Annotated in this window: 3 protein-coding genes; 1 reads left to right on the top strand and 2 read right to left on the bottom strand. The window is 61.3% G+C overall.

Translation table 11 applies throughout. The features are described from left to right. Nucleotides 1-111 precede the first annotated feature (111 nt). The gene (locus tag R3X27_RS25400; RefSeq protein WP_317711705.1) at nt 112-369 is read right to left on the bottom strand and encodes a hypothetical protein; all 258 of its coding nucleotides are present in this window, start codon (nt 367-369) and stop codon (nt 112-114) included. Between the two features lie 208 nt (nt 370-577). Here R3X27_RS25400 and R3X27_RS25395 point away from each other — a divergent pair, with 208 nt between their 5' ends. Beyond that, on the top strand, nt 578-1,600 hold the full coding sequence (locus tag R3X27_RS25395) for an AraC family transcriptional regulator (protein ID WP_317711704.1): 1,023 nt from the start codon (nt 578-580) through the stop codon (nt 1,598-1,600). A gap of 120 nt (nt 1,601-1,720) precedes the next feature. On the opposite strand, the gene R3X27_RS25390 is transcribed toward R3X27_RS25395, so the two are convergent. After that, a complete protein-coding gene (locus tag R3X27_RS25390) occupies nt 1,721-1,981 on the bottom strand; it encodes a glycine zipper domain-containing protein (protein ID WP_317711703.1) in 261 nt (86 codons plus the stop codon). Nucleotides 1,982-2,246: the final 265 nt, after the last annotated feature.

The following is a 2,246-nucleotide window of genomic DNA, read 5'->3' as shown; positions in this document are numbered from 1 at the left end:
CATCCGACAGCTTCATTGGACTGCCTGACAGAAGCGCAACAAACCCGGCGAGCATGGCGCCCACCGAGTTTGAAGCAGATGCCAGAGGTCTCTGGCGTCGGTTGGAAAGGGTTATCCGTTGCGGCTGTCCTGCTTGCAGTCGCGCTTGTCGGCACCAACAGCGCCTTCGACGGCGCGGCAGTCCTGGCGGTCGCCGCGGCTGTCCTGGCGGCCATCCTGGCGGTCGTCGCGACGATCCATTCCATTGGTGGTGGCGACTTCATAGGATCCGTCAGCGGTTACGGTCTCGGCCTGTGCGGCCATCGGGAGGGTCACGAGCATGGCGGTGGCAACGGCGGAGAAGAGAGCGGTCTTGAGGGTATTTGTCATGGGTTCCAACCTTGTCTGACGGTGGCAACCTCCGTGGCTGCCTTCTGTGAATGAATTTAGGGAAACCCATCCATTTTCGATTGCGATTTGAGGCCGCAGTATTGTCAATTGAGGCCAGCCATGCAGATATGGACCTGAACCCGGCAATGGGTCATCGGACGACCGGGCACTCCCGCCTGATGATCGCAAATTGGACAGGAGGGCACAAATGGCTGACATCACAATCCTGCGGTTGAAGCATCTTGTCTCCGAATACGAGAACCAGGTGAGCAGCGCATTCGCCGCCCCGATCCTTCGATCCTGCGGCGTCTCTTCGGCAACCATGAACGACCCCAAGGGACGGATCACGATCCAGCAGGAGGCGGAGTTCGTTCGCCGCGCCTGTGACGCGCTGGACGATCCCTGCTTCGCCGCGCGCGCGGGACTGGAATACCGGGACGGGGTGACTCTCACGGCCTATGTCGCCCGAAGCTGCGAGACCCTGCAGCAGGCAATGGAGCTCGCATCGCGCTTCCTCGCGCTCGCCGATTCCGACACGATGTTGGTTTTGGAAGAGCTGGAAGGAAGACCCTTCTTTGCGGTGCAGAGCCGAAGTGGCACACTTGATCGGGACTACCGTCACCGGGAGTTTCTCGTCTTCGCGCTTGTGGCAAGACTGCGAAGAATTGCCGGGGCCGGGTTTACGCCGGCCGGGCTGGCCTTTCGGCATGATATCCGTGCTCACCATTCTGCCCTGGAACGGCTTGCCGGGTGTTCGGTGCAAGTCGAACAGGAAAAAACCGGCCTATGGCTGACACCTGCGACACTCCAACTGCCGATCTCCACCGCCGACCCGGAATTGCGTGCCTATCTGAGCCAACACGGCGAAGGTCTCTTGAAGGCGCATTCGCAGGATGACCGACCTTTGTCCGAACAGGTCGAAGCGGCACTCCTGGAGAGTTTGCCCGGACGCCTGCCTTCGGCCGAGGAAATCGCTGCACGCGTGGGTGTGAGCCGCCGGACAATGACCCGCAAACTGACCGGGTCCGGCGATCCATATCGGACCATTCTGGACAGGGTCCGTCTCGGACTGGCAAAGGAATGGCTTCGCGACGAGTACTCCATCGCCGAGATCGCCTTCCTTCTGGACTATGCGGACCAAGCAGCCTTCACCACGGCCTTCCGGCGCTGGACCGGAACGACACCAAATGCCTACAGGAACTCCCAAGCCTCGGTTCCCGGCAGTACTTGAGAGCCGGTGCAGCGCCGGAAGGCGGTTGAATAGTGGCGGGAACACATGGCGACCCGGTCGAGCGTTGCTCGCCGGGTCTTGCCTTTCACGTCTCCGGGCGCTGTCGCACTGCGTCCGGGATTAGTTTCTCCGGTCCTGACGATCGTCGACGCGATCCTCGACATTGTTCTTGTCGACGGCGCCGGCAACTGCGCCGACAGCCGCACCGGTGGCCGCGCCCTGGGCTGCGTCTCCACCCGAGACTTCCGCAACCACCGCACCGGCCACAGCGCCCTTCACGGCCTTTTCGGCAACGTGGTTGGCCTGGGCGGCCATCGGGAGGGTCACGAGCATCGCGGCGGCAACGGCGGAGAAAAGCGCGGTCTTGAGAGTGTTTGTCATGGGTTCCAACCTTGTCTGACTGTGGCAACCTCCGTGGCTGCCTTCTGTCATTGAATTTAGGGAAACCCACTCATACGCGATTGCAATTTGTGGCCAGTAAATTGTCTATTGAGGCCACATGGGGATTTCGGCTTGGAACATGACCGGGGCGGGCCCCGCTTCGTCTCAACCAACAAACCCGGCGAGCCTTGGGCCCACCGGGTTTGAAGCAGATGCCGGAACTCTCCGGCGTCGGTTGGAAGGGGTTAACCGATCCGGTTATCTT

It is taken from the genome of Tropicimonas sp. TH_r6, assembly GCF_033101155.1.
Taxonomy (GTDB): domain Bacteria; phylum Pseudomonadota; class Alphaproteobacteria; order Rhodobacterales; family Rhodobacteraceae; genus Tropicimonas.
Note: the sequence above shows the minus strand (reverse complement) of the source record. Positions and strands in the feature narration are given on the sequence as shown.

Bases quoted from the DNA above. Each gene is read 5' to 3' on its own strand.
- R3X27_RS25390 (WP_317711703.1), bottom strand. From the start codon at position 1,981: ATGACAAACACTCTCAAGACCGCGCTTTTCTCCGCCGTTGCCGCCGCG.
- R3X27_RS25400 (WP_317711705.1), bottom strand. From the start codon at position 369: ATGACAAATACCCTCAAGACCGCTCTCTTCTCCGCCGTTGCCACCGCC.
- R3X27_RS25395 (WP_317711704.1), top strand. From the start codon at position 578: ATGGCTGACATCACAATCCTGCGGTTGAAGCATCTTGTCTCCGAATAC.